Source organism: Streptomyces sp. NPDC023157 (assembly GCF_055560575.1).
In genome coordinates this window covers 329,863-354,597 of sequence record NZ_JBVHIL010000003.1, presented here as the reverse complement: position 1 = coordinate 354,597, position 24,735 = coordinate 329,863, and the positions used below count along the sequence as shown (strand labels likewise).

General features: G+C 72.2%; 21 protein-coding genes. 18 read left to right on the top strand and 3 right to left on the bottom strand.

Annotation, left to right across the window (positions count from 1 at the left end; translation table 11 throughout):
• Positions 1-43: 43 nt before the first annotated feature.
• Positions 44-679, bottom strand: coding sequence for a hypothetical protein (locus tag ACZ3ZE_RS12790; RefSeq protein WP_467258912.1), 636 nt, complete (start codon positions 677-679; stop codon positions 44-46).
• Positions 680-778: 99 nt separating this feature from the next.
• Positions 779-1,408: a hypothetical protein gene (locus ACZ3ZE_RS12785; protein WP_361179268.1), complete on the bottom strand. Its 630-nt coding sequence runs from the start codon at positions 1,406-1,408 to the stop codon at positions 779-781.
• A 727-nt stretch (positions 1,409-2,135) separates the two neighbouring features.
• Here ACZ3ZE_RS12785 and ACZ3ZE_RS12780 point away from each other — a divergent pair.
• From ACZ3ZE_RS12780 to ACZ3ZE_RS12715, 14 genes are all read left to right on the top strand, one after another.
• A complete protein-coding gene (locus ACZ3ZE_RS12780; protein ID WP_361179266.1) occupies positions 2,136-3,149 on the top strand; it encodes an ABC transporter ATP-binding protein in 1,014 nt (337 codons plus the stop codon).
• Entirely contained in the window at positions 3,146-3,910 is a 765-nt protein-coding gene (locus tag ACZ3ZE_RS12775; RefSeq protein ID WP_046907541.1) for an MlaE family ABC transporter permease, read from the top strand. The genes ACZ3ZE_RS12780 and ACZ3ZE_RS12775 overlap by 4 nt, the downstream gene beginning before the upstream one ends.
• A 5-nt stretch (positions 3,911-3,915) precedes the next feature.
• On the top strand, positions 3,916-4,722 hold the full coding sequence (locus ACZ3ZE_RS12770) for an MlaE family ABC transporter permease (protein ID WP_046907540.1): 807 nt from the start codon (positions 3,916-3,918) through the stop codon (positions 4,720-4,722).
• 1 nt (position 4,723) lies between these two features.
• The gene (locus tag ACZ3ZE_RS12765; protein ID WP_361179263.1) at positions 4,724-5,977 is read left to right on the top strand and encodes an MCE family protein; all 1,254 of its coding nucleotides are present in this window, start codon (positions 4,724-4,726) and stop codon (positions 5,975-5,977) included.
• Positions 5,974-7,029 (top strand): MCE family protein, encoded by a 1,056-nt coding sequence (locus ACZ3ZE_RS12760; RefSeq protein WP_361179261.1) that lies wholly within the window; start codon positions 5,974-5,976, stop codon positions 7,027-7,029. Before ACZ3ZE_RS12765 ends, ACZ3ZE_RS12760 begins: the two co-directional genes overlap by 4 nt.
• On the top strand, positions 7,026-8,072 hold the full coding sequence (locus ACZ3ZE_RS12755) for an MCE family protein (RefSeq protein ID WP_361179259.1): 1,047 nt from the start codon (positions 7,026-7,028) through the stop codon (positions 8,070-8,072). The genes ACZ3ZE_RS12760 and ACZ3ZE_RS12755 overlap by 4 nt, the downstream gene beginning before the upstream one ends.
• Positions 8,072-9,097, top strand: coding sequence for an MCE family protein (locus ACZ3ZE_RS12750; RefSeq protein WP_467258910.1), 1,026 nt, complete (start codon positions 8,072-8,074; stop codon positions 9,095-9,097). Before ACZ3ZE_RS12755 ends, ACZ3ZE_RS12750 begins: the two co-directional genes overlap by 1 nt.
• Positions 9,094-10,371 (top strand): MlaD family protein, encoded by a 1,278-nt coding sequence (locus tag ACZ3ZE_RS12745; RefSeq protein WP_361179254.1) that lies wholly within the window; start codon positions 9,094-9,096, stop codon positions 10,369-10,371. The genes ACZ3ZE_RS12750 and ACZ3ZE_RS12745 overlap by 4 nt, the downstream gene beginning before the upstream one ends.
• The gene (locus ACZ3ZE_RS12740) at positions 10,368-11,633 is read left to right on the top strand and encodes an MCE family protein (RefSeq protein ID WP_467258907.1); all 1,266 of its coding nucleotides are present in this window, start codon (positions 10,368-10,370) and stop codon (positions 11,631-11,633) included. The genes ACZ3ZE_RS12745 and ACZ3ZE_RS12740 overlap by 4 nt, the downstream gene beginning before the upstream one ends.
• Positions 11,630-12,145: a hypothetical protein gene (locus ACZ3ZE_RS12735; protein WP_361179249.1), complete on the top strand. Its 516-nt coding sequence runs from the start codon at positions 11,630-11,632 to the stop codon at positions 12,143-12,145. Before ACZ3ZE_RS12740 ends, ACZ3ZE_RS12735 begins: the two co-directional genes overlap by 4 nt.
• A gap of 5 nt (positions 12,146-12,150) precedes the next feature.
• A complete protein-coding gene (locus tag ACZ3ZE_RS12730; protein ID WP_467259282.1) occupies positions 12,151-12,819 on the top strand; it encodes a hypothetical protein in 669 nt (222 codons plus the stop codon).
• A 26-nt stretch (positions 12,820-12,845) separates the two neighbouring features.
• On the top strand, positions 12,846-13,391 hold the full coding sequence (locus tag ACZ3ZE_RS12725) for a nuclear transport factor 2 family protein (protein ID WP_361179244.1): 546 nt from the start codon (positions 12,846-12,848) through the stop codon (positions 13,389-13,391).
• Between the two features lie 50 nt (positions 13,392-13,441).
• Positions 13,442-14,212 carry a hypothetical protein gene (locus ACZ3ZE_RS12720; protein ID WP_467258904.1) on the top strand — a complete coding sequence of 257 codons (771 nt, stop codon included), beginning with the start codon at positions 13,442-13,444 and terminating at the stop codon, positions 14,210-14,212.
• 315 nt (positions 14,213-14,527) lie between these two features.
• Complete coding sequence (locus tag ACZ3ZE_RS12715; protein WP_467258901.1) at positions 14,528-15,949, top strand: MFS transporter; 1,422 nt, start codon at positions 14,528-14,530, stop codon at positions 15,947-15,949.
• Positions 15,950-16,046: 97 nt separating this feature from the next.
• Here the strand turns inward: ACZ3ZE_RS12715 and ACZ3ZE_RS12710 are convergent, their stop codons facing one another.
• Positions 16,047-17,795 carry a VanW family protein gene (locus ACZ3ZE_RS12710; RefSeq protein ID WP_467258898.1) on the bottom strand — a complete coding sequence of 583 codons (1,749 nt, stop codon included), beginning with the start codon at positions 17,793-17,795 and terminating at the stop codon, positions 16,047-16,049.
• A gap of 217 nt (positions 17,796-18,012) precedes the next feature.
• On the opposite strand from ACZ3ZE_RS12710, the gene ACZ3ZE_RS12705 reads away from it, so the two are divergent.
• The 4 genes from ACZ3ZE_RS12705 (at position 18,013) to ACZ3ZE_RS12690 (ending at position 24,726) form a co-directional block, all read left to right on the top strand.
• The gene (locus ACZ3ZE_RS12705) at positions 18,013-18,786 is read left to right on the top strand and encodes an IclR family transcriptional regulator (RefSeq protein ID WP_363292397.1); all 774 of its coding nucleotides are present in this window, start codon (positions 18,013-18,015) and stop codon (positions 18,784-18,786) included.
• 133 nt (positions 18,787-18,919) lie between these two features.
• The gene (locus tag ACZ3ZE_RS12700; RefSeq protein ID WP_361179230.1) at positions 18,920-19,240 is read left to right on the top strand and encodes a putative quinol monooxygenase; all 321 of its coding nucleotides are present in this window, start codon (positions 18,920-18,922) and stop codon (positions 19,238-19,240) included.
• Positions 19,241-19,342: 102 nt separating this feature from the next.
• Positions 19,343-23,956 carry an aminotransferase class I/II-fold pyridoxal phosphate-dependent enzyme gene (locus tag ACZ3ZE_RS12695; RefSeq protein ID WP_361626465.1) on the top strand — a complete coding sequence of 1,538 codons (4,614 nt, stop codon included), beginning with the start codon at positions 19,343-19,345 and terminating at the stop codon, positions 23,954-23,956.
• Positions 23,956-24,726, top strand: a complete 771-nt coding sequence (locus ACZ3ZE_RS12690) for a class I SAM-dependent methyltransferase (RefSeq protein WP_361626462.1) — start codon at positions 23,956-23,958, stop codon at positions 24,724-24,726. The genes ACZ3ZE_RS12695 and ACZ3ZE_RS12690 overlap by 1 nt, the downstream gene beginning before the upstream one ends.
• Positions 24,727-24,735: the final 9 nt, after the last annotated feature.

Genomic DNA, 24,735 nt, shown 5'->3' with positions numbered 1-24,735 from the left:
CGTTCGCTGACGCGGGGGTGGTGCCGGGCCGGTGGGCCGGGGGTCAGGGGGCGGTGCCGACGATCGTCGCGATGGCTCCGCCGCCTGCGAGCTTGAGCTGGTACGCGGCCTTGACGATCACGCTGCCGCCGACCGGGAAGACGGCGCCGTCGGTGGACTGGGTGATCAGCAGCTGGCCCGCGGTGCCGTCGATGACCAGCCGGCCCGTCGCGTTGGTGTACGTGGCGGACGCCTTGCCCCGGGCCCGGAAGGAGAGGGAGCCGCCGGAGACCGTCAGGTCGATGGTGTCGACGTAGCCCTTGGTGACGCCGGTCGCGGCGGTGTGGTCCTGCGCCGTGAAGGTCCACGGGGTGGTGGCCGTGACGCTGACGGGGCCCAGCACGCCGGTGCAGGGCGTCGAAGCGGTGCCGAAGGTGAAGCTGCCGAAGGTGCCGACCTGCGCGGGGTTGCCCGTGGCGCTGTGGAGGGTGGCGGTGAAGGCGGACTTGGCGCAGTTCCAGGCGTTGACGTTGGCGCTCATGGCGACGTTCGTGCTGTTCGTCCCGGCGACGAGGGCGGGCGACGGGGTGACGGTCCACACCGTCGACGGCACGGCCGAGGCCGGAGTGACGGTCAGGACGAGCGCGGCCACGGTGGCGAGGGCGGCGAGCGCGGACCTTCTTCCGGTCGGCTTCTTCATGGCGCGGGGCCTCCAGGGGCGGGGCGGTCGGGAAACGCGGACAGACCCGCGTCCGCCCGGCCGGGGTCACCGGCCGGACGGACGCGGGGTCCTGAGCCCTTACGGGTTCGAGCCGACGATGGTCGGGATGCCGGCGCTCGTCTTGAAGAGGTACGTGCCCTTGAAGGTGGGCTTGGCGCCGACCGGGACGGCCGAGCCGCAGCCGGACGAGGAGACGACGGTGAGGTCGCCGGCGAGGCTGTTCACGGCGAGCGCGCCCGTGGAGTTGGTGTAGGTGCTGGTCGCCTTGCCCGTCACGCGGAAGTTGCAGGCGCCGACGGAGACGTTGGCGTCGACGTTGCCGACGTAGCCCTTGGTGACGCCGGTCGCGGCGGTGTAGTCCTGCGCCACGATCGTCCAGGGGGTGACCGGGACGGCGGTGACGGGGCCGAGGACGCTGGTGCAGGGCGCTCCGGTGGCACCGAAGGCCATGGAGGTGATGGTGCCGACGGTCGCAGGGTTGCCGGTGGTGCTCGCACCGCTGCCCGCACCGTTCGACTTCGTACACGTCATGGCGATGCCGTTGACCGTGAGGACGACGTTGCCGCTGTTGGCGGCGGTGATGCTGGCCGGAGAGGGGCTGACGGTCCAGACCGTCGAGGGCACCGCCGAGGCCGGCGAGATCGCGAGGGCGAGGGCGGCGGAGGCGCCACCGGCGACCACGGCGAGGTTTCTGATCGACTTCTTCATGACTCTGGGACTCTCCTTGGAGACGGACCGGCAGAGGGTTGGCCGCGACGGGGACGAGCGGCCGGCGGCTCGACTTTTCCCTGGCCGCGCCATCTGACGTTACTTGCGGGAAACTTGGCTGAACAATGGCGCCGACCATGATTCTTTGAAGAGGCTGATTGCCTGTCAGGCAGGTGAGTGGCGGGCGCAATCGTGTTGGTTCCCGGGTGCGCAATGTCGACGATTATGATCGATCATGAAGCGGTTGTGAGGCGAATTCGCAGTTCCGCCCCTCCGGCGGTTGCCGGGGAAGTCGCCACGCTCTTCCGGATGACAAAGCCAAGGGCGAGATTGTGCCACCGGTGACAAGAATCCGGCCTTCCGCCCCCCATTGCAGAAAACTCCCCACTCGCGTATTGCTCCGGGAGGTTACTGGGTCGTAGCGTTCGCCGGGCGGTGCCCCGCCGCAGGTCGGCGCAGCTCTGCGAGCCACCCTGCGGCGGATGTGCCGGCCCCGGTCTCCCGGCCGGGGCGGGCACGTCTGCAGGCGGACGCCCACTCCTCCCGCCCTCCGGTGCGGGAGACCCGACTGTCTCCCCGGAGACAAGAACCGACCGCACTTTTGTCTCCCCGATGACAAATAAAGAAGCGGATCAAGGATTTTGCGCCATGCCTATTGTCCGGGTGATCGTCACCGACTTACCGTGCGCCCGCGGTGCACACCCGACGCGGGCTTGCTGGAGGTGGAATGGGAATCGAAGTAGTCGTTGAGGGTCTGACCATGTCCTTCGGCAAGCAGAACATCTGGCAGGATGTCTCGCTGACCCTGCCGGCCGGAGAGGTCAGCGTCATGCTCGGGCCTTCCGGCACCGGAAAGACGGTCTTCCTGAAATCGCTCATCGGGCTGCTCAAGCCCCAGCGCGGCCGTGTCCTCATCAATGGCGTCGACATGGTCAGCAGCCCCGAGAGGGACATTTACGAGACCCGGAAGCTCTTCGGCCTCATGTTCCAGGACGGGGCGCTCTTCGGCTCCATGACCCTGTTCGACAACATCGCCTTCCCGCTGCGCGAGCACACCCGCAAGCGGGAGTCCGAGATCCGGCGCATCGTCATGGAGCGCATCGACCTCGTCGGCCTCCTCGGCGCCGAGGGCAAGCTCCCGGGCGAGATCAGCGGCGGAATGCGCAAGCGCGCCGGTCTGGCCCGCGCCCTCGTCCTCGACCCGCAGATCGTCCTCTGCGACGAGCCGGACTCCGGCCTCGACCCGGTCCGCACCGCCTACCTCTCGCAGCTCCTCATCGACCTCAACGCGCGGATCGACGCGACGATGCTGATCGTCACCCACAACCTGGACATCGCCGCCACCGTCCCCGACAACATGGGGATGTTCTTCCGGCGCAACCTGGTCACCTTCGGCCCCCGCGAAGTCCTCCTGACCAGCGAGGAACCGGTCGTCACCCAGTTCCTCGCGGGCCGCCGCGAAGGGCCCATCGGCATGTCCGAGGAGAAGGACGCCGCTACCCTCGCCGCCGAGGCCGACGCCGCCGCCCCGCACCTGACGGCCGGCCCCCGCACCATCGTGCCGCAGCTGGAACCCTCGCCCGGCCTCCCGCCGCGCGCCGCGGTGGCGCGCCGCCGGGAACGGGTCCTCGGCATGCTCGACCAGCTCCCGCCCGCCGCCCGCACCGCCATCCAGGACACCTACGCGCGCGGCGGCGCCGCCCCCGCCCTGACCGAGCCGGCCGCCGGGAGCGGCTCGTGATCGGCGGGGCGCTGCGGCAGACCGGACGCCTCTTCGCCCTCGCCGCCGAGGTGAGCCGGGCCGTCTTCCGACGCCCCTTCCAGTTCCGCGAGTTCGTCGAGCAGTTCTGGTTCGTCGCCAGCGTCACCATCCTGCCGGCCGCCCTCGTCTCCATCCCCTTCGGCGCCGTCATCGCCCTCCAGGTCGGCTCGCTCACCCAGCAGCTCGGCGCCCAGTCCTTCACCGGCGGCGCCAGCGTCCTCGCCGTCATCCAGCAGGCCAGCCCGCTCATTGTCGCCCTGCTGATCGCCGGCGCGGGCGGCTCCGCGATCTGCGCCGACCTCGGCTCCCGCAAGATCCGCGAGGAGCTGGACGCGATGGAGGTCATGGGCGTCTCGCCGGTCCAGCGGCTGGTCGTCCCCAGGGTCCTCGCCACCATGGGCGTCGCCGTGCTCCTCAACGGCATGGTCTCCGTCGTCGGCACCCTCGGCGGCTACTTCTTCAACATCGTCCTCCAGGGCGGCACCCCCGGCGCGTACCTCTCCAGCTTCTCCGCCCTCGCCCAGCTCCCCGACCTCTACATCAGCGAACTCAAGGCGCTGATCTTCGGGTTCATCGCGGGCATCGTCGCCGCCTACCGCGGCCTCAACCCGCGCGGCGGCCCCAAGGGCGTCGGCGACGCCGTCAACCAGTCCGTCGTCATCACCTTCCTCCTGCTGTTCTTCGTCAACATGGTGCTGACGGGCATCTACCTCCAGATCGTCCCGCCGAAGGGAGGCTGAGGCCGATGGCCTCCCCGTTCGCCTGGCTCGACCGGTCCGGTGACCAGTTCCTGTTCTACGTGCGCGCCCTGCTCTGGGTCCCCCGGACCCTGCGCCGCTACCTCAAGGAAGTGCAGCGGCTCCTCGCCGAGGTCGCCTTCGGCTCCGGAGGGCTCGGCGTCATCGGCGGCACCATCGGCGTCATGATCGCCATGACGCTGTTCACCGGCACCGTCGTGGGCCTCCAGGGCTACGCCGCCCTCGACCAGATCGGCACCGCCGCCTTCACCGGCTTCGTCTCCGCCTACTTCAACACCCGGGAGATCGCGCCGCTCGTCGCCGGACTCGCCCTTTCCGCCACCGTCGGCGCGGGCTTCACCGCCCAGCTCGGCGCCATGCGCATCAACGAGGAGGTCGACGCCCTCGAAGGCATGGGCATCCGCTCCATGCCGTACCTGGTCACCACCCGGATCATCGCCGGCGTCGTCGCCATCGTCCCGCTCTACGCGATCGGACTGCTCTCCTCCTACCTGGCCTCCCGCTACGTGACCGTCCTCTTCAACGGCCAGTCCCAGGGCACCTATGACCACTACTTCAACCTCTTCCTGTCCCCGACGGACGTCCTCCTCTCGGTGCTCAAAGTGCTGATCTTCAGCGTGATGGTGATCGTCGCCCACTGCTACTACGGCTTCCGCGCCTCCGGCGGCCCCGCCGGCGTCGGCATCGCCGTCGGCCGCTCCGTGCGCAACGCCATCGTGCTGATCAGCGTCACCGACTTCTTTCTGTCGCTGGCCCTCTGGGGCGCGACCACGACTGTGAAGGTGGCGGGGTGAGATGAGCGACCCACGCGGCGGGACCACCCGCCTCCGGCTCGCCGGAATCGTCTTCCTGCTGGTGCCCGCCCTGCTGGCCTGGCTCGCGGTCGCCGTCTACCAGAAGCGCTTCACGGACTCCGACCCGGTCGTCGTCGAGACCGGCAGCGTCGGCAACGAGATGCACCTCGGTGCCGAGGTCAAGCTCCGGGGCGTCGTGATCGGCGAGGTCCGCGCCATCGACGCCAGCGGCGAAGGCGCCCGCCTCACCCTCGCCATGAAGCCCGGCGCCCTGGACCACGTCCCCGCCGACGTCCGCGCCCAGATGCTGCCGACCACCCTCTTCGGCGAACGGTTCGTCGCCCTCGTCCCGCCCGAGACCTCCTCGGGCGGGAGGCTGGCCCCCGGCTCCGTCATCCCGCAGGACCGTTCCAGCAACGCCGTCGAACTCCAGCAGGTCCTCGACAACGTCCTGCCCATGCTCACCGCCGTCCAGCCGCAGAAGCTCTCCGCGACCCTCTCGGCCGTCTCCCAGGCCCTCGAAGGACGCGGCGAGAAGCTCGGCGAAACCCTCGCCACGCTCGACGCCCACCTGCGGAAGTTCAACCCCCAACTGCCCACGCTCAACCGCGACCTGAAAGAACTCGTGAAGGTCAGCCACCTCTACGCGGACGCCGCCCCGGACATCGTCACCGCGCTCACCGACTTCACCACCACCAGCGGCACCCTCGCCGAGCAGGAGAGCCGGCTCGCCGAGACCATCGGCGCCACCACCCGGACCTCCCAGGACCTCACCACCTTCCTGCGGCAGAACAAGGAGAACATCATCCGGCTCAGCGCCACCAGCCGGCCGACCCTGGAACTCCTCGCCGAGTACTCCTCGTCCTTCCCCTGCACCCTGCGCACCCTGGCCCAGTTCGTCCCCGCCATGGACAAGGCGCTCGGCAAGGGCACCGACCGGCCAGGACTCCACATCGAGGTCACCACCGTGCCCTCGCGAGGCGCGTACGTCCCCGGCCGCGACACCCCCTCCTACGGTTCCGGCGGCGGCCCCCGCTGCTACCCCGTGCCCTACCTCGGCACCTCCGTCACCCCCGCCGCGCGCTCCTCCGAGGCCGCCGCGCAAGACCTCGGCCCGGCCAACTCCCCGCAGGAGAACGACCTCGTCACCGAACTCCTCGCCCCCGCCGCGCGCACGGCCCCGGGCGACCTGCCCGACTGGAGCAGCCTGCTGGCCGGCCCCGCCTTCCGCGGAGCGGAGGTGACCTTGCGATGACGTCCCCGACCGATCACACCCGCCGCCCCGGCCTCACCGGCACGCTCGTCAAGTCCCTCGTCTTCGTCCTGGTCACGGCGCTCGCCACCGCCGTCCTCGGCCTCAGTATCGCCAACACCGGAGTCGGCTCGCGGACCCTCTCCTACAAGGCGCTCTTCACCGACGTCACCGGCCTCGTCAAGGGCGACTCCGTCCGCATCGCCGGCGTCAAGGTCGGCGAGGTCACCGACGTGCGCGTGGTCCAGCGCCGCACCGCCCAGGTCACCTTCACCGTCCGCGAGGACCGCGCCCTGCCCCGCTCGGCCACCGCCGCCGTCAAGTACCTCAACATGGTCGGACAGCGGTACGTCTCCCTGGCCCGGGGCAGCGGCGAGATCGCCGGCACCCTCCGGGACGGCGACACCATCCCGCTCGACCGCACCACCCCCGCCCTCGACCTGACCCTCCTCTTCAACGGCTTCAAGCCGCTCTTCGAGGGACTCTCGCCCGCCGACGTCAACGACCTCGCCGACTCCCTCGTCCAGGTGCTCCAAGGCGAGAGCGGCACCGTCGACAGCCTGATGCGGCACATCGGCTCCCTCACCCGGACCGTCGCCGCCAAGGACCAGGTCATCGGCCGGGTCGTCACCAACCTCAACACCGTCCTCACCACCATCAACAACCGCGAGGCCGCCTTCGACGACCTCGTCGTCACCCTCCAGAAGCTCGTCACCGGCTTCAACACCGACCGCAAGCCGCTCGGCCAGGCCGTCCAGGCCGTCGGCGACCTCGCCACCACCACCGCCGGGCTCTTCCAGGAAGGCCGCGCCCCGCTCAAGAAGGACATCCGCGAGCTCGGCCGCCTCTCCGGCACCCTCGGCGCGCACGCCCCCGACATCGAGGCCTTCCTCGCCCACACCCCCGGCAAGATGACCGCCCTCGCCCGCCTCTCCTCCTACGGGTCCTGGTTCAACCTCTACCTGTGCGAGGCACGCGTCACCGGCGTGGGCACCTCCGACGGCTCCAAGCCGCCGACCGGCATCGCCGTGACCGAATCGAGGTGCCGCGGATGAGCCCCCGCACCGGACTCAAGCCCGTGAAGGAGCGCAACCCGATCGCCGTCGCCGTCGTGGGCCTGGTCGTCCTCGCCCTCCTCGCCACCGTCGCCTACAACGCCGACCGGCTCCCCTTCGCCCGCGGCGGCACCGCCTACAGCGCCGACTTCTCCGAGGCCGCCGGACTCGACACCGGCGACGAGGTCCGCATCGCCGGCGTCAAGGTCGGCGAGGTCACCGGCGTCGCCCTCGACGGCCCCAAGGTCAAGGTCACCTTCGAGGTCGGCGACGCCTGGGTCGGCGACCGCTCCACCGCCGCCATCGCCATCAAGACCCTCCTCGGCGAGAAGTACCTGGCCCTCGACCCGCTGGGCTCCGCGCCCCAGAACCCCGGCACCCGCATCCCGCAGACCCGCACCACCTCCCCCTACGACGTCACCGAGGCCTTCCAGGACCTCAGCCGCACCAGCGACGCCATCGACACCAAGAAGCTCGCCGAGAGCTTCGAGACGATCTCCGACACCTTCAAAGACTCCCCGCCGCACGTGCGCAGCGCCGCCGAGGGCCTCTCCGCCCTGTCGAGGACCGTCTCCAAGCGCGACGCCGAACTCGCCCGCCTCCTGGAGAACAGCAACCGGTTCACCAAGACCCTCGCGGACAAGAAGTCCAGCTTCGAGATCCTCCTGGAGGACGGCGGCTCCCTCCTGGGCGAGCTCCGCAAGCGCCGCGAGGCCATCCGCTCCCTCCTCAAAGGCAGCCGCGCCCTCGGCACCGAGCTCAGCGGCCTCGTCGGCGACAACGAGCGCCAGCTCGGCCCCACCCTGAAGGCCCTCGGCCGGGTCACCGCGGTGCTGGAGAAGAACAGCGGCCAGCTCGACAAGACGCTCGCGCTCGTCGGCCCGTACTACCGGCTCGTCGGCAACACCCTCGGCAACGGCCGCTGGTTCGACAGCTACCTGTGCGGTGTGGTGCCCCGCACCTACCTGCCCGAGGGCTCCCAGCCCACGACCGGATGCATGCCGCCGAAGCAGAAGGCGGCCGCCCAGGGGAGCGGTGAGTGATGGCCAGAGCCAGAAGACCCCTCGTGGCGGGCGTCGCCCTCGTGGTGCTCGCGGCCGGCGGACTCGCCGCCGGGGGCGTCCTCGAAGCCGACGGCACCCGCGTCACCGCCTGGTTCGACCAGGCGGTCGGCGTCTACGCCGGCTCCGACCTGCGCATCCTCGGCGTCCGCGTCGGCGAGGTCGAGTCGGTCCGCCCGGAGGGCACCCGGGTCCGCGTCCGGCTCCGCCTCGACGAGGGGGTCCGCGTCCCCACCGACGCCCGCGCCGTCGTCGTCGCCCCCAGCATCGTCGCCGACCGCTACGTCCAGCTCACCCCCGCCTACAGCAGTGGCCCCGCCCTCGCCGACGGAGCCGAACTCCCCGCCTCCCGCAACCGGGTCCCCGTCGAGATCGACCAGCTCTACCGGTCCATCACCGAGCTCGGCGACGCCCTCGGACCCAAGGGGGCCAACGCAGAGGGAGCTCTCTCGGATCTCCTGAACACCGGAGCGAAGAACCTGAAGGGCAACGGCGCCGCCATCGGCACCTCCATCGAACAGTTCGGCAAGGCCACCAAGACGCTCGACGGCAGCAGCGACGACCTGTTCGCCGCCCTCGGCCAGCTCCAGACCTTCACCACCATGCTCAAGGAGAAGGACGGCGACGTCCGGACCGCCCAGGAACGCCTCGACGAGGTCGTCGGCTATTTCGCCGAGAACAAGGACGACCTCTCCGGCGCGCTCAAGGAACTCGCCAAGGCCCTCGCCCGGGTCAAGACCTTCATCAAGGAGAACAGGGGCGAGCTCAAGAAGAACGTGGGCCGGCTCGTGCCCCTCACCCAGACCCTCGTCGACCAGCGCGCCTCCCTCGCCGAGGCCCTGGACACCGCCCCGCTCGCCGCCGGCAACCTCGTCAACGCCTACGACCGGGACACCCGCACCCTCACCGGCCGCGCCAACCTCAACGAGATCGGCCTGGGCGGCCCCCTGCTCCCGCTGCCGGTCACCGGCGGCGGCGCGACGAGCGGCGGGAGGGAGGGGCGATGAAGCGCGCACTGCCCTCCCGCAGGGCCGCCGGCGCCGGAGCCGCCGGAGCGGTCGCCCTCGGCCTCGGCCTCGCGGCTGTCCTGGGCCTGCTGCCCGGCACCCCGTTCCGCTTCGACGGCGTCGAGGACCTGCCACTCCCCGGCGGCGCCGACCTCGGCTCCCACCCCTACACCGTCACCGCCGAACTCACCGACGTCCTCAGCCTCGTGCCGCAGGCCGCGGTGAAGGTCAACGACGTCGCCGTCGGCCGCGTCACCCGCATCGAGCCGGGCTCCGACGGCTGGACCGCCCGCGTCACCCTCAGGATCAACGGCGACGTCCGGCTGCCCGCCGACGCCAACGCCCGCCTGGAGCAGTCCAGCCTCCTCGGCGAGAAGTACATCCAGCTAGTCGCCCCCCTCCGCACCGGTACGAGCACCGGCACCGGCACCGGCGCGGACGGCGTCCGGCAGACCTCGGCCGGCCGGGACGACGGCCCCCGCCTGGCCGACGGCGCCGTCATCCCGCTCGCCCGCACCAGCCGCAACACCGAGGTCGAAGAGGTCTTCGGCGCCCTCTCCCTGCTCCTCAACGGCGGCGGCGTCAACCAGCTCAAGACCATCACCCGCGAACTCAACAAGGCCCTCGGCGGCCGCGAACCCGAGGTCCGCTCCATGCTCAACCGGGTCGACACCCTGGTGAAGAACCTCGACGAGCACCGCGAGGACATCACCGGCGCCCTCGACGCCCTCAACCGACTCTCCACCACCCTCGCAGGCCGCAAGGACGACATCGACACCGTCCTCACCGGCCTCTCGCCCGGCCTGAAGACGCTGGAGAACCAGCGTGGCTCCCTCATCACCATGCTGCGCTCCCTGGACACCCTCTCCGGGGTCGCCGTCTCCACCGTCAACTCCAGCAAGAAGGACATGGTCGCCGACCTCAAGGCCCTCGCGCCGACCCTGAAGGCACTCGCCGACGCCGGTGCCGACCTGCCCGACTCGCTCCAGGTCCTCCTCACGTACCCCTTCACCGACGAGGTGATGCGGGGCATCAAGGGCGACTACCTCAACACCTACCTGCACCTCGCCGCCGCCCCCGGCACCGAGGTCATCCCGCCTCTGATCCCCCGGGACGAGACACCGACCTCGCCCCCCACACCCCCCGAGGAGACGCCGGGCCCCGAGGAGCCGCCGGCCCCTGAGGAGGGCACCCTCCGGCAGGGCGGACGCGCCGCCACCGGCCTGCCGCTGCCCCCGGTCACCACCCCCGCGGACGGAGGCAACCGCCGATGATCACGCGTACCGTCTGGCTCAAGAACATCGCCTTCCTCGTCATCGCCGTCCTCGTCCTCGGCTACCTCGGCATCCGCTACGCCGACCTCGGCCGCTTCGCCGGGGTCGCCGACCACTACACCGTCCGGGTCCACCTGGCCCGCACCGGCGGCCTCTTCACCCACTCCGACGTCACCTACCGGGGCGTCTCCGTCGGCCGCGTCGGAGCCATCGACCTCACCGCCGACGGCGTCGTGGCCGAGCTCCGCATCAAGCGGTCCGCCCCCCGCATCCCCGCCGACGCGAAGGCCGTCGTGGCCGGGCTCTCCGCCGTCGGCGAGCAGTACATCGACCTCCGCCCGGAGAGCGACGGCGGTCCCTACCTCGCCGAGGGCGCCACCATCGACCAGATCGACACCCAGGTGCCCGCCCCCGTCACCGACGTCCTCGCCAGCATGAACGACCTCACCCGCTCCGTACCGCTGGACTCCCTGCGCACCGTCGTCGACGAACTCGGCACGGCGTTCGACGGCCACGGCGACGACCTCCAGGCCCTCCTGGACAACGGCAGCCGCTTCATCGAGGCCGCCGACCGCTCGCTGCCCGCCACGACCCGGCTCATCGACGACGGCGAAGTGGTGCTGCGCACCCAGGCCGACGAGAGCCGCGCCATCCGGGGCTTCGCCACCGGCGCCCGCGACCTCGCCGCCGCCCTCAAGGGCTCCGACGCCGACCTGCGCCGCGTCCTCGCCACCGCCCCCGAGGCCACCGGCCAGGTCAGCGGCCTGCTGCGCGACGTCGACCCCAGCCTCGGCGTCGTCCTCGCCAACCTCCTCACCACCTCCGACATCGCCGTCACCCGGCAGCGCGGCACCGAGGAACTCCTCGTCAAGCTCCCCGCGGCCGTCGCCGCCGGAGCCTCCGCCGTCCACGACGGCCGCCTCAACGTCGGCATGGCCGTCACCTTCTTCAAGCCGCTGCCCTGCACCTCGGGCTACGGCGCCACCCGCTACCGCAACGGCCTCGACCTCGGCACCGCGCCCGCCCTGAACACGGGGGCCTCCTGCACCGCCCCCGCCTCCTCGGGGATGAACGTGCGCGGCTCGGCCCACGCCCCCGGAGGGGGCACCGTCCCCGAGCCCGCCTGGCCCGGCTCGCTCCCCTCCGGCACCGCGCCCGGCGCCCGGACCACCCTGCCCGGCGCGCTCGCCCTGCCCGGCCAGGGCGCCGCCCCGACGGATCTGGCCGGCCTCCTCGGCCTGGACGACCGGAGCGGCCGGTGAAGCGCGCCCGCGCCGCCGCAGTCGGCGCCCTCGTCCTCGCCCTCGGCTTCTGCGGCACCGGCGCCTGGACCTACGCCCAGGCGCGTGCCGACGAGGAACTGGCCTTCGGCCGGGAGCGGGACACCGCGCTCGCCGAGGGCCGTGCCCGCCTCACCGTCCTGCACACCCTCGACGCCTCGACCCGCGCTAAGGCGGAGGCCGACATCCGGGCCTGGAGCGACGCCTCCACCGGCCCCCTCCACACCGAACTGGGCCGCATCCGGCCCGCCGTGGGGGCCTCCGCCCGCGCCACGATCACCGACGCCGCCCTCACCGCGCTCGACGCCCGGGCGGGGACGGCGAAGCTCATCGCGACCCTCCGCGTCGACGTCACCCCCCGGGGCTCCGCCGCCGCGACCACCGACCGCAAACGGCTCGAGGCCGTCCTGATCCGTACGGGAGAGGACACCTGGAAGGTCTCGGCACTGAGCGCGGTCCCCGTCACCCCCGCCGGGAAGGGAGAGGGCCGGTGACCCGACTGCTGAAGGAATCGACGGCCGACGACACCCCCGCCGACACCACCAGTACCACCGATACCGACACCACTGACACCACTGACACCACCAGCCCTACCGACACCGACACCGGTGCCGTATCCGCCGGGGAGGACTGCGGCGACGGGGCCCAAGAGGCGGAGCGGCGCCGCCCCTTCTCCTGGCGCGGGACCGCTGTCGTCGCGGCCGTCGTCGCCCTCCTCCTCGGCGGGGGTGCCTTCCTCTACGGGGCGCACCAGCTGCGGTCCACCCCGTCCGCGCAGAACCGGGCCCTCACCGACGCCGGGGCCACCGACCGCGTCGGCGGCGAGGTCGCCGAGGGCCTCGCCCGGATCTTCTCCTACACCCCGGCCGGTACCGAGACCGCCGAGCGCTCCGCCCGCACCGTCCTGACCGGCCGTGCGGCCCGCCAGTACGCGCAGCTGATCGCCCAGGTCCGCGCGAACCTGGTCGCCCAGAAGATCACCCTCACCACCCAGACCGTCCGCACCGGCGTGATCGAGCTCGACGGGGACCGCGCCCGCCTCCTCGTCTTCCTCGACCAGACCTCCCGGCGGGACGGAGGCGCGGTCACCTCCGCCGCCGCCCAGCTCACCGTCACCGCGCAGTTCCAGGACGACCGGTGGCTGATCACCGACATCAAGGCCCGCTGAGCCGCGAGCGGAAGAAGGAAGAACCCATGAAACGCCTGGTACGCACCACGAGGGGCAGCCGGCCCGCGCTGGCCACGGCCCTCGTGCTCACCCTCGTCGCCGGAGGCTTCGCGGCCTGGCAGGGCCAGAGCTGGTACGCCGCTGCCCACGACGACTCCGCCGCCTACGCGGCGCAGCGCGACCGGGCGCTCGCGGCGGGACAGCAGGCGGTGCAGAACCTCAACACGCTCGACCACCGGCGCGTCGACCAGGGCCTCGACCTCTGGGAGTCCTCCACCACCGGGGAGCTCCACCAAGAACTCGTCCAGGGCCGCAAGGAGTTCGCCGGACAGGTCAAGGAGGCGCGGACGGTGACCAGCGCCCGGGTGCTCTCCGGCGCCGTCACCGAACTCGACGACCGGGCGGGCCGCGCCCGGATGCTCGTCGCCCTGCGCGTCACCGTCACGACGCCCGACGACAAGAGCACCGACAAGGACAGTCGCATGTTGGGCGAGCTGACCCGCGTCGACGGCCAGTGGAAGCTCAGCGGCCTGGGCCAGGCCCCCGTGGGCGGTACGGCCTCCGGCGGCTGACCGGGCCCGTACCGAGAGAGCCGCCCCCGCCGAAAGGACTGACACGCACCATGTCGACGACCCGACACCACCTCAACCGCCAGCGCCGCCGCCAGGCCCTCGGCGACCTCGCGTCCCCGGCGCGCCCCGCCGGGGACGTCCTCACAAAACCCGCGGCGGACCGTGCGGGCGAACCCGGACGGAAGCCTGTACGCGAACGCGGACGGAAGCCCGGAGAAGAACCCCTGGAGGAGTCCGGCGGGGAGGGGACGCCGCAGGCCCGGAAGGCGTCGGGCGGGCCGCGTCCCCGCCGCGCCGCGCCGCTCGTGGTCCTCTGCGTCCTGACCCTGCTCCTCGGCGGCTTCGCCGGATGGGCACACAGCAGGGCGGGCGCGCTCCGCGGCGACCCGGAGCGCGCCAACACCGCCCTCACCGACCTCGCCCGCACCAGCGAGATCAAGGGCGCGACCGCCGAGGCCGTCGCCGCACTCTTCTCCTACGACCACGCCGCTCCGGACGCCTTCGACAAGGCCGAGAAGACCTTCCTCACCGGCAAGGCCGTCGCCCAGCACCGCACCCTCTTCGGCGGCGTCCTCGAGCAGGCCGCGCGGCAGAAGATGGTGATCACCACCACGGTCACCGACAGCGCGGTCGAGCGCATCGACGGCGACCGCGCCCGGGTCCTCGTCTACGCCGACCAGAGCAGCGTCGCCACGGCCGGCGTCAAGAAGGGCGCGAAGCCCCAGGACCAGGGCGTCTACGCGGGCGCCATGCTCGCGGTCGACGTCGTCCGGCGCGACGGCCGCTGGCTGGTCGAAAACATCGACACCTTCGGCCGCTAGACAGCGATCGGGCCATCACCTGGGCGAACGCGGGTGCGCCACCTGCCCGGCCGAGTGTGAGGACGAACGCGAGCGGGCGGCGGCGAATGTCCGCGGCGAGGCGGACCTTCGTGGTCGGTCCGCCGCGGGACCGTCCGAGGAGATGGCCGAACCGTTCACGGCGGAGCTCGACGAGGCCCAGAGAGGTGGGCATGGTGGCTGCGCGCACCTCGGACGGCGGAACTGTGGTGTCCCACCACATACGCCCCTGACCTGCCCATTCCTACGGTGTGGCGACACGACAACGTCCCCCTCGCCCGCTCGGAAGTGGTGCACATGGCCGCCGCAACACACGCCCCCACGCCCCCCGGTTCCCTCAAGCGCATCGTCGCCGCGTCCCTCATCGGCACCACCATCGAGTGGTACGACTTTTTCCTCTACGGGTCGGCCGCGGCGCTGGTGTTCAACAAGTTGTTCTTTCCGGAGTCAGATCCGCTGGTCGGGACCCTGTTGTCCTTCCTCACCTATGCCGTCGGGTTCGCGGCGCGGCCCTTGGGTGCGCTCGTGTTCGGGCATTATGGGGACCGGCTCGGGCGGAAGAAGCTGCTCGTGCTCAGTCTGCTGCTGATGGGTGGGGCGACGTTCGCGATCGGGCTGCTGCCGACGCATGCGACCGTCGGGTCCGCCGCGCCGCTGCTGCTCACCGCGCTGCGGCTCGTGCAGGGGTTCGCGCTCGGCGGTGAGTGGGGCGGGGCCGTGCTGCTCGTGTCCGAGCACGGGGACGCGCGGCGGCGTGGGTTCTGGGCCTCGTGGCCGCAGACCGGGGCGCCGGCCGGGCAGTTGCTCGCCACCGGCGTGCTCTCCGCGCTGACCGCGCTGCTGTCCGACTCCGCGTTCCTGGCCTGGGGCTGGCGGATCCCGTTCCTGCTCTCCGGCGTGCTCGTGATCGTGGGGCTCTGGATCCGTCTCTCGGTCGACGAGTCGCCCGTCTTCAAGGCCGCCCTCGCCGCCGCCGAGCAGCGCAAGGCGGACGCCGAGAGCCAGGCCGAGAAGATGCCGCTGGTCGCCGTCCTCAAGTACCACTGGCGTGACGTGCTCATCGCCATGGGCGCCCGTATGGCCGAGAACATCAGCTACTACGTCATCACCGCCTTCATCCTCGTCTACGCCACCACCCAGGTCGGGCTCTCCAAGCAGACCGCCCTCAACGCCGTCCTCATCGGATCCGCCGTCCACTTCGCCGTCATCCCGCTCTGGGGCGCCCTGTCCGACCGCGTCGGTCGGCGGCCCGTGTACCTCGTCGGGGCCGTGGGCGTCGGACTGTGGATGTTCCCCTTCTTCGCCCTGATCGACCAGGGGTCCTTCGGCAGCCTCCTGCTCGCCGTGACCGTGGGCCTTGTCCTGCACGGCGCCATGTACGCCCCCCAGGCCGCCTTCTTCTCCGAGATGTTCGCGACCCGCATGCGCTACTCCGGGGCCTCCATCGGCGCCCAGTTCTCCTCCGTCGCCGCCGGCGCCCCCGCCCCGCTCATCGCCACCGCGCTGCTCGCCGACTACGACAGCTCCACCCCGATCGCCCTCTACGTGATCGCCGCCGCCCTCCTCACCGTCGTCGCCATCGGCTGCGCCCGTGAGACCCGGCACCGGGATCTCGCCGAGGTTGCCGAGGATGGCGGTGAGGTCGGTGGTGCCAGCGGTGCTGGTGGTGACCGGGGGGCTTCCGCTGGCCGTCCCGTTCGCGCCGTCGATGGTTCTTGAGTGGTTCTTGAGTGGTTCTTGAGTGGTTCTTGCATGGAGCGACGGGCCCCTCTCCTTGTGGAGAGGGGCCCGTCGGTCGACCGGTCGGCGTTGTTCCTTATTCCTTGCCCACGCACGTCACCTTGTCCCGGGGCGTGTAGTGCGTCGAGAAGGTCTGGCGCTTCACCTCGGTCCCGTCGTTCTTGAAGACCCGGTCGACCTTGATGTCGAAGCCCTCCAGCGGTTCCTGGACCTCGCACTTCGGGCTCGGGTCCTTGCGCTCCGCCGGGGGCTTGATGTTGCTGCGCGGGCCCGCGACCGCCTCCACCGAGTCGTACTTCTTCGTGCCGAGGAAGCTGATGGTCACCGACGAGTCCGTCGAACTCGCCTTGATGTAGATCGGATGGCCCGAGTCGTTGCGGAACTTCAGGTCCAGCGTGCCCCACGCGACCGTCGCCTCGCGGCCGGCCGGGTAGCGCTCGATGTAGAAGGAGTGCGCGCCGTGCTCGACCGGCTGGACGCCGGCGAAGAACAGGGCGTTGTACATCGTCGTGGCCACCGCTGACACGCCGCCGCCCGGCGCCTTCTGGTACTGGCCGTCCATGATCATCGTGCCGTCCACGAAGCCGTTGGCCTTCGTGCGCTCGCCGACCGTGCGGTTGAAGCTCCACACCTCGCCCGGCTTCACCACCGAGCCGTTGATCAGCTCGACGGCCCGGCCGATGTTGGTCGTCCGGTACGGAGCGGCCGGGAAGTTCACCGTGAACGTCGACATCTGCTCCTTGATGCCCAGCGAGGCCAGGGACTTCGCCGACAGCTCCGGCTCGGTCACCTTCGTCGGCACCGGAGCCGTACGGGCCGCCGCGCCCTCCTTGGTGAGCAGCGGCTCCACCGTCCGATGGAAGGCGGTGGGCGACACCTCGCGGCCCGGGCGGCCGTCCTGCTCGACGACGACCTTCCCGTCCCGCACGCCGAGTCGGGCCTCGACCGGGGCGCCCGTGAAGGCGTCCAGCGGGCGGGCGACATCGGGGTCGCGCAGCAGCGAGGCGGTGTCGAGGGACGAGTTCAGGCGGCCGTCGGCCGACGTCACCTTCAGGTGGTCGCCGAGGGTGGTCGCGGAGATCGCGAGCCGCTTGTCGCCCGAAGTCAGCGTCACCGGGCCCGACATGGCGGGGGAGGCGAAGTCCTTCATGAAGCGGGAGACCTCGGCCGCCGTCACCTTCGGCTGCGTCACGGAGACCGGCAGCACCACGGGGGCCGAACCGCCGGCCGCGGGATAGGCGCCGCGCAGGGCGTCGACCGCCGCCGCCGTGTCGAGCGCGCGCCCGTCGCGCGGCTGGGTGGCGACGGCCTTGCCGTCCTTGAACGCCACGGCGCCCTCGCGGACCGTACGGTCGTGCTCCTTGGCGGTCGCGTCGACGGCCGCCCGTGCCTTCACGCCGTCGAAGGCGACGACCGGCTCGACGTCCCGTTCAGGGGAGGAGAAGAGGCGGCTGATCACGGTGACGGGGTCGCGCGACGGGTCCGCCGCCTTGTCGGCGGTGGCCGCCACGTCGACGGTGAGTCCGGCGGCCGCCGGGTCGACGGACGCGTCCGTGTCGCCGATACGGACCTTCAGCGGGTCCTTCCAGGCGGCGGGGGCGGCGGACGTCAGCCGGGCCGCGGCCTCGGCGCGGCTCAGGCCGCCGATGTCCACCCCGTCGACTCGGGTGCCCGCGGATATGTCGTCCCCGGCGGCGACGAGGCCTGCCACATACAGTCCTCCGGCGACGGCCGCGACCGCGCCGGTCGCGAGCGCCGCCTTGCGTATATGGCTGCGGCGCCCAGCGGGGGCCGCGGTGGCGTGGTCGGTCGTGGAGCGGCGCACACACCCTCCCGGTGCGTAAGGAGTCAGGGGTATCAGTACACCGTACGCGGAATCGGGCTTATCGGACTATGAGGATCATCTCACCGGAGCCAGGGGAGGAGAGGGAGTCGGAGGCGAAGTCGGAGTCGGAGTCGGAGGCGGCGCCCCCGCCCCCGCCCCCGTCTCCCGGCCCCGCCCGAGCCCCCTGCCCCTCCCCGCCACCCCCTACGCTGGATCCGTGCCCTCGTCCCCGCCCGGACCCCAGTCCGTCGACCGTGCCCTCGCGCTCCTCGACGCCGTCGCCGACGCCGACCGGCCCGTCAGCGCGAAGGCGCTCGCCCGCACGCTCGGCTGCGCCCTGTCGACCGTCTACCACCTGACCGGGCCGCTGATCGCCCGCGGCCACCTCGTCCGTACCCCCGAGGGGTACGCACCCGGGCCCCGTGTTCCCGCGCTCCACCGCGCCTACCAGCGGCATCACGGGCTCGGCGGCGGGGAGGTCGGCATCGGTGAGCTGCTCGGGCTGCTGCGCCGCACCTCCGGCGCCGAGGCCTACTTCACCGCCTACCGGGACGGGCGGATCACCGTCGTCGACACCACCGCCCCGGTCACCGACACCGCGCACCCCTTCGTCCCCGGCGCCGAGGCCCGCGCCCACGCCACCGCGCACGGCAAGGCCCTGCTCGCCGAGCTGCCCGCCGCGCAGCGCCGGCGGTATCTGGCCGTTCACGGCATGGCCCGGTTCACCGAGCGCACCATCACCAGCCCCGAGCGTTTCGAGGCGGAGCTCGCCCGGGTGCGCGAGCGCGGCTTCGCCGTCTCCGTGGGGGAGGCGGACCCCGCGTACACCTGTCTGGCCACCGTGCTGCCGGCCGCCCGTCGCGACGGGGTCGTGCACGCCGTCTCGGTCTCGCTGCCAACCGACGGGTTCCGGCAGCGGCACGGTGCCGTGCGCGCGGCCCTCGCCCGGGCCGTCCCGCTCTTCACCGCGGCCCTGCCCGGCGCCCCGTAACCGGCTTCTGCGTAACCGCCTCTCCGCGACCGCCTCTGCATAACCTGCCTCCCCCAGCCCGCCGATTCCGACCCTGCCGGAATCCCGGCCGCCCCGGCTGGCCGCGCGCCCGGTGGCGGCGCACCGTGGAGGCATGATCTTCATCGCCGTACGGTTCACCGTCACCCCCGAGCACGCCGACACCTGGCTCGACCTCGTCGCCGACTTCACCCGCGCCACCCGCGAGGAGCCCGGGAACCTCTTCTTCGACTGGTCGCGCAGCGTCGACGACCCGCACCAGTACGTCCTCCTGGAGGCCTTCGCCGACGCCGACGCGGGTGCGGCCCACGTCGCGTCCGCCCACTTCAAGGCCGGTCTGGAGACGATGGCCGGAGCCATCGCCACCACCCCCGAGATCATCAACGTCGAGGTGCCGCAGCAGGGCTGGGGTGCCATGGCCGAGCTCGCCCGCTGACGCGCTCCGGTCTCCCGGGCGCCGCGAGATGCACGGCCCCGCCGTACCCGGGAGACTGGACGTACTCGGGGTCCTGCGGGCCACCTGGCAAGGGGGCGGTCGATGATGCCGCTGCGACAGCAGTCCGGGCCACTGCGCCGGTGGACCGTCCTGTACGTGCTGTTCGTGGCCGCCCTGACCGTCGCCTACCTGGAGGTGCCGTCCCGGCACACCGTGCTGTGGGCGCTCATCGGCCTCAGCGGGGTCGCCGCCATCCTCACGGGCGTCCGGCTGCACCGGCCGGCCCGCCGCTGGCCCTGGCTCGTGCTCGCCGCCGCCAACTTCACCTTCGTCGCGGGCGACACCGCGTACAACGTGCTGGAAGCCTTCTTCCATCAGAACCGGCCCTTCCCCTCCGTCGCGGACGCCTTCTACCTCGCCACCTATCCGCTCTTCGCCCTCGGCCTGTTCGGCTTCATCCGGCACCGGGCCGCCGGACGGGACCTCGCGGTGGCGCTCGACGCGCTCATCCTCACCTCCGGGCTGGCCCTGCTCTCCTGGGTCAACCTGATCACCCCGCTCGCCACGTCCCCCGACATGACCTGGGTCGAGCGCGCGATCTCCATCGCCTACCCCCTGGGCGACGTGCTGATGCTCGCCATGCTCGCCCGGCTCCTCGTGCCCGGCGGGCTGCGCTCCCGCGCCGTCCAGCTGCTCACCCTCGGCACCTGCGGCATCCTCTTCTCCGACGTCGTCTACGGCATGCAGCAGATGGAGGGCACCTGGCAGGTCGGCACCCCCTGGGACCTCGGCTGGGTGGTCTTCTTCACCGCCTGGGGCCTCGCCGCCCTCCACCCCTCGATGACCGGCCTGACCGAACCCGCGCCCGCACCGGCCCCCGGGATCGCCGAACGGCGGCTCCTGCTGCTGGCCATCGCCTCCCTCATCGCGCCCGCCCTGCTGCTCTTCCAGTCGCTGCGCCGCGACCCCGACCGGGACGTCGGCGTCATCGCGATCTTCTCCGCGATCATGTTCCTGCTCGTCCTGGTGCGGCTCTGGGGCATGATGTCCGACCACCGCAAGTCCGAGGCCCGCGAACGCAGCCTCCGCGTCGCCGCCGCCTCCCTGGTCGCCGCGCTGAGCCCCCGCGAGGTCGCCGCCGCCGTCGAGACCGCGGCCGCCACTCTCTTCGGCGCCGCTACCCCGCACCGCACGATGCTCCTCGCCCGCGACCGGCGCGGCCGGCTCACCGCCGTGCCCACCGCCGGCCACCCGTGGAACATCCAGATCGCGGAGATCACCGGCCCCGGCTCCCCTGGCATCCCCTGGGCCGAACTCCTCGGAGACGGCCGGCGACTGCTCCCCGTCGACCGCCTCGACCCCGCCCTCGCCGCCGCGGCCGAGCCCGAGAGCCATGTCCTGGTCTGCCCGCTCGCCCTCCAGGCCCCGGCCGCCGGCGAGCCGCTGCTCGGCACGCTCCTGTTCGCCGGCACGGACAAGAAGCTGTCCGAGATCTCCGGCCCCGCCCAGTCCCTCGCCTCCCAGGCGGCGCTCGCCCTGGAGCGGTTCGGACTCAGCGAGGAGGTCAGCCGCCGCACCAGCGAGGCCTACTTCCGCACCCTCGTGCACAACACCTCGGACGTCATCCTCATCGTCGACGACGATGACACCGTCCGGTACGCCAGCCCCTCCGCCGAGTCGATGTTCGGCCACTCCCTGCTGCCCGGCACCCCCCTCACCGAACTCCTCGCCCCCGGCGACGCGCAGAGCGCCCTGCGGATCCTCGCCGACGTCCGCGCGCGCGGCGACATCGACGCCCGCGACGACTGGAAACTGCTGCACGGCGGCGCCGCCGACCTGGAGGTCGAGGTCCGCTGCAGCAATCTGCGCAACGAGGCCACCGTCCACGGCCTGGTCCTGACCCTCCGGGACGTCACCGAGCAGCGCAAACTGGAACGCGAGCTCACCCACCGCGCCTTCCACGACTCGCTCACCGGCCTGCCCAACCGGGTACTGCTCCTGGAACGCATCGAGCGCGCCCTGCTGCGCGGCCGCCGCGAAGCCACCCTGACCTGCATGCTCTTCGTCGACCTCGACGACTTCAAGGTCGTCAACGACACCATGGGCCACTCCGTCGGCGACGAACTCCTCGTCGCCGTCGCCCGCCGTCTCACCTCCGTCCTCCGGCTCACCGACACCGCCGCCCGGCTCGGCGGCGACGAGTTCGGCGTCCTCATCGAGGGCGCCCGCGAACCCGGCGACGCCGAGGCCCTCGCCGCCGAGATCGTGCACACCCTCAGCCAGCCCTTCCGCCTCACCGACGGCGCCGTCTCCGTCTCCACCAGCGTGGGCGTCGCCACCGTCCTCGACAGCGCCCACGCCGAGGAACTCCTCGGCCACGCCGACCTCGCCCTGTACGCCGCGAAGGCCGCCGGCAAGAAGCGCTGGCGCCGCTTCCGGCCCGAGCTGCACTCCCGGCTGGTCGCCCGGCACGAGCTCCAGGCCGGCATGGACACCGCCATCGCCGACCACGCCTTCGCCCTGCGCTACCAGCCCATCGTCCAGGTCGACGACGGCGCCCTGGCCGGCTTCGAGGCCCTGATCCGCTGGCCGCACGCCCGCCGGGGCATGGTCCCGCCGGACCAGTTCATCACCCTCGCCGAGGAGAGCGGGCACATCATGCCGCTCGGCGCCTGGGTCCTCGACCACGCGGCCCGGGACATCTCCCGCTGGCAGCGGTCCCGCCCCCGCACCCCGCCGCTGCGCGCCAACGTCAACGTCTCCGCCCGCCAGTTCCGCGACCCCGGGCTGCTCGACGTGGTCCGGCGGACCCTGCGCTCCACCGGGCTCGCCGCCGACTCCCTCGTCCTGGAACTGACCGAGAGCGTGCTGATGGGCAGGGACGAGCAGATCGGCACGACCATGCGGGCCCTGAAGGACCTCGGGGTCTCGATCGCCATCGACGACTTCGGCACGGGCTTCTCCTCGCTCAGCTATCTGCGCGAGTTCCCCATCGACGTCCTCAAGGTCGACAAGTCGTTCATCGACGACATCACCACCGACCGCCAGCAGGTCGCGCTCGTCGAGGGCATCGTCCGCATCGCCGACGTCCTCGGGCTCCAGGTCGTCGCCGAAGGCATCGAGAACGAGGCGCAGCGGGCCCTCCTCGCCGACATGGGCTGCCGTTACGGGCAGGGCTTCCTCTTCGCCCGGCCGATGACCGCCCACCAGGCTGAGACCTTCCTGCACCGCGCCCCCGAACCGGCCGCCCGCCCGACCGCCCACTCCACCCGAGTACACCCAGCGTCCGCGCCCACCTCGGGCTCAGGACCAGGCGCCGGGGCAGGCGCCGGGTCAGCCCCTGGATCAAGCCCTGGATCAAGCCCCGGATCAGCCCCCGGATCAGCCCCCGGATCAGCCCCCGGATCAAGCCCCGGATCAGGCCCCGGATCCAGAACCGGATCCGCCTCCGCCCGCTCCGACGCCCGCTGGCACGACCTGGAGCGGCTCAAGCGCACCAGCCCCATGTGCGACGCCGTCATCGACGAGATCGACGGGCGCAGGCTCCGTGTCGGCGATCACTGGCTGATCGACTTCGCGTCCTGCAACTACCTCGGCTTCGACCTCGACCCCGAGATCATGGCCTCCATCGACCCCCAGGTCCGCGCCTGGGGCACCCACCCCAGCTGGTCCCGGCTCATCGGCAGCCCCCGGCTCTACCCGCGCATCGAGGAACGGCTCACCGATCTGCTCGGCGCCCCCGACACCCTCCTGCTGCCCACCATCACCCTCATCCACCAGTCGGTCATCCCCCTGCTCGCGGCCGGCGGCCGGATCTACGTCGAGGCCCAGGCCCACCGCACGATCTACGACGCCTGCGTCGTCGCCCGAGGCCAGGGCGCCGAGGTGCACCGCTTCCGCGCCGAGCGGCCCTGGGAGCTCGACGCGATGCTGCGCGCGGCCCCCGGCGGCGGCCCCCGGCTGGTGTGCATGGACGGCGTCAACAGCATGACCGGCAACTACCCCGACCTGCCCGGACTGGCCCGCGTCTGCCGGACCAACGGCGCCCTCCTGTACGTCGACGACGCCCACGGCTTCGGCGTCATCGGCGAACGCGCCCCGGGCGAGACCAGCCCGTACGGGTCGCGCGGCAACGGCATCGTCCGCCACCTCGGCGAGAGCTACGACGGCATCGTCCTGGTCGGCGGCTTCTCCAAGGCGTACTCCTCCCTGCTCGCCTTCCTCGCCGTGCCACGGCGCCTCAAGGACCACCTCAAGGTGGCCGCCGCCCCGTACCTGTACTCCGGCCCCTCGCCGACCGCCTCCCTCGCCACCGCCCTCGCCGGACTCCACGTCAACGACGAACGAGGCGACGCGCTCCGCGCCGACCTGCACCGCAGGACCGCCCGCGTCCTCCACCACGTACGCGGCCTGGGCATCGCCACCCCCAACACCGACGGCCTGCCCATCATCGAGATCCCCCTCGCCGCAGCGGACGACCTCGCGGCCGTCGCCGCCTTCCTGTGGGAGCGCGGCATCTACGTCACCCTGGCCAGCTACCCGCTGGTGCCGCGCGACCGGGTCGGCTTCCGCATCCAGATCACCGCCGCCAACACCGACGAGGAGATCGACCAGCTCGACGACGCGCTCACCGCCCTCGCACGGCGCTTCCCGCTCCAGCACAGCGCGCCCGTCGGCCCCGGCGCGGTCCCGGCCGGCCAGTCCCCGGAGCCGTGATGTCCACGGCCCGCCGCGCCGCCCCGCGACGGCACACGCCGCGCCGTAACCGTGACGCGGACTGGGACGCCTGGCCCGTCGACGCCTACCTGGCCGAGAACTACCGCCGGCTGCACCCCTGCGACATCGGCGTCATCCACCACCACTCCGCGTTCTACCGCGGGTTCGCCCCCCGGGGCACCGCCCGCTCCCTCGAACTCGGCGCGGGCCCCAACCTCTACCCGCTGATGCTCGCCGCCGGAGCCGTCCGCCGCATCGACGCCCTCGAACCCTCCTCCGCCGGCCGCGCCTACCTCCGCGGGCAGCTGGCCCACGGCCCCGACGCCGCCTGGGAGACCTTCTACGACCTGTGCCGGACCCTGAACCCCACGCTCCCCGCCACCCTGCCCGAGGCCCTCGCCCGGGTCCGGGTCGTCGCCGGGGACGCGGGCGACCTCGCCGACGGCGTCTACGACAGCGCCTCCATGAACTTCGTCGCCGAGAGCGTCACCGAGGACTTCGCCGAGTTCACCGCCCTGTGCGAGGCCTTCGTCCGCGCGGTGCGCCCCGGCGGGCGGCTCGTCGCCTCCTTCATGGAACGCATGCCCAGCTACCGCATCGGCGACGGCCCGGTGTGGCCCGCCTGCCCGGTCGACGAGACGGCGCTGCGCTCCGTGTTCGCCCCGCGCACCACGGCATTGCGCATCTCCCGGCTGGCCAAGGACCGCACCCTGCCCGAGTACGGGGACACCGGCGTCCTCCTCCTGACCGCCGAGCGGCCCCCGTCCTGAACCGCCCGC

Coding starts and splice junctions, on each gene's coding strand:
- ACZ3ZE_RS12790 (WP_467258912.1), bottom strand. CDS start 679: ATGAAGAAGCCGACCGGAAGAAGGTCCGCGCTCGCCGCCCTCGCCACC.
- ACZ3ZE_RS12745 (WP_361179254.1), top strand. CDS start 9,094: ATGAAGCGCGCACTGCCCTCCCGCAGGGCCGCCGGCGCCGGAGCCGCC.
- ACZ3ZE_RS12770 (WP_046907540.1), top strand. CDS start 3,916: ATGGCCTCCCCGTTCGCCTGGCTCGACCGGTCCGGTGACCAGTTCCTG.
- ACZ3ZE_RS12760 (WP_361179261.1), top strand. CDS start 5,974: ATGACGTCCCCGACCGATCACACCCGCCGCCCCGGCCTCACCGGCACG.
- ACZ3ZE_RS12785 (WP_361179268.1), bottom strand. CDS start 1,408: ATGAAGAAGTCGATCAGAAACCTCGCCGTGGTCGCCGGTGGCGCCTCC.
- ACZ3ZE_RS12780 (WP_361179266.1), top strand. CDS start 2,136: ATGGGAATCGAAGTAGTCGTTGAGGGTCTGACCATGTCCTTCGGCAAG.
- ACZ3ZE_RS12765 (WP_361179263.1), top strand. CDS start 4,724: ATGAGCGACCCACGCGGCGGGACCACCCGCCTCCGGCTCGCCGGAATC.
- ACZ3ZE_RS12715 (WP_467258901.1), top strand. CDS start 14,528: ATGGCCGCCGCAACACACGCCCCCACGCCCCCCGGTTCCCTCAAGCGC.
- ACZ3ZE_RS12720 (WP_467258904.1), top strand. CDS start 13,442: ATGTCGACGACCCGACACCACCTCAACCGCCAGCGCCGCCGCCAGGCC.
- ACZ3ZE_RS12755 (WP_361179259.1), top strand. CDS start 7,026: ATGAGCCCCCGCACCGGACTCAAGCCCGTGAAGGAGCGCAACCCGATC.
- ACZ3ZE_RS12740 (WP_467258907.1), top strand. CDS start 10,368: ATGATCACGCGTACCGTCTGGCTCAAGAACATCGCCTTCCTCGTCATC.
- ACZ3ZE_RS12750 (WP_467258910.1), top strand. CDS start 8,072: ATGGCCAGAGCCAGAAGACCCCTCGTGGCGGGCGTCGCCCTCGTGGTG.
- ACZ3ZE_RS12695 (WP_361626465.1), top strand. CDS start 19,343: ATGATGCCGCTGCGACAGCAGTCCGGGCCACTGCGCCGGTGGACCGTC.
- ACZ3ZE_RS12700 (WP_361179230.1), top strand. CDS start 18,920: ATGATCTTCATCGCCGTACGGTTCACCGTCACCCCCGAGCACGCCGAC.
- ACZ3ZE_RS12690 (WP_361626462.1), top strand. CDS start 23,956: ATGTCCACGGCCCGCCGCGCCGCCCCGCGACGGCACACGCCGCGCCGT.
- ACZ3ZE_RS12725 (WP_361179244.1), top strand. CDS start 12,846: ATGAAACGCCTGGTACGCACCACGAGGGGCAGCCGGCCCGCGCTGGCC.